The organism is Staphylococcus pasteuri, from assembly GCF_030547725.1.
GTDB classification, from domain to species: domain Bacteria; phylum Bacillota; class Bacilli; order Staphylococcales; family Staphylococcaceae; genus Staphylococcus; species Staphylococcus pasteuri.
In genome coordinates this window covers 1-271 of the sequence record NZ_JAUOQO010000353.1, presented here as the reverse complement: position 1 = coordinate 271, position 271 = coordinate 1, and the positions used below count along the sequence as shown (strand labels likewise).

The 271-nt window shown below is 59.0% G+C and carries 1 pseudogene; it reads left to right on the top strand.

The window, feature by feature from the left end:
* Nucleotides 1–28: 28 nt before the first annotated feature.
* A pseudogene (locus tag Q4528_RS13965) lies at nt 29–271 on the top strand (hypothetical protein); the annotation flags it as partial.

Genomic DNA, 271 nt, shown 5'->3' with positions numbered 1-271 from the left:
GCGCGAAGTGGGCGTTGTCACGCTAAACTTGCAAGAAGTGCCGCGCATCGTGACCTCGCCCGGGCACGCTGTTGCCTTTCAACAAGTCGAGGTGCGCCCGCGCGTGGGCGGCGTCATCCAAGAGGTTCTTTATACGCCTGATCAACTCCTGAAAGTTGGCGATCCATTGTTCCGAATCGACGATTCATCTTACGTCGCGGCCGAGGCTTCGGCGCGGGCGAATGTGGCGATGGCAGAAGCAAACCTGTCGGTCGCGCAATCGACATATGAC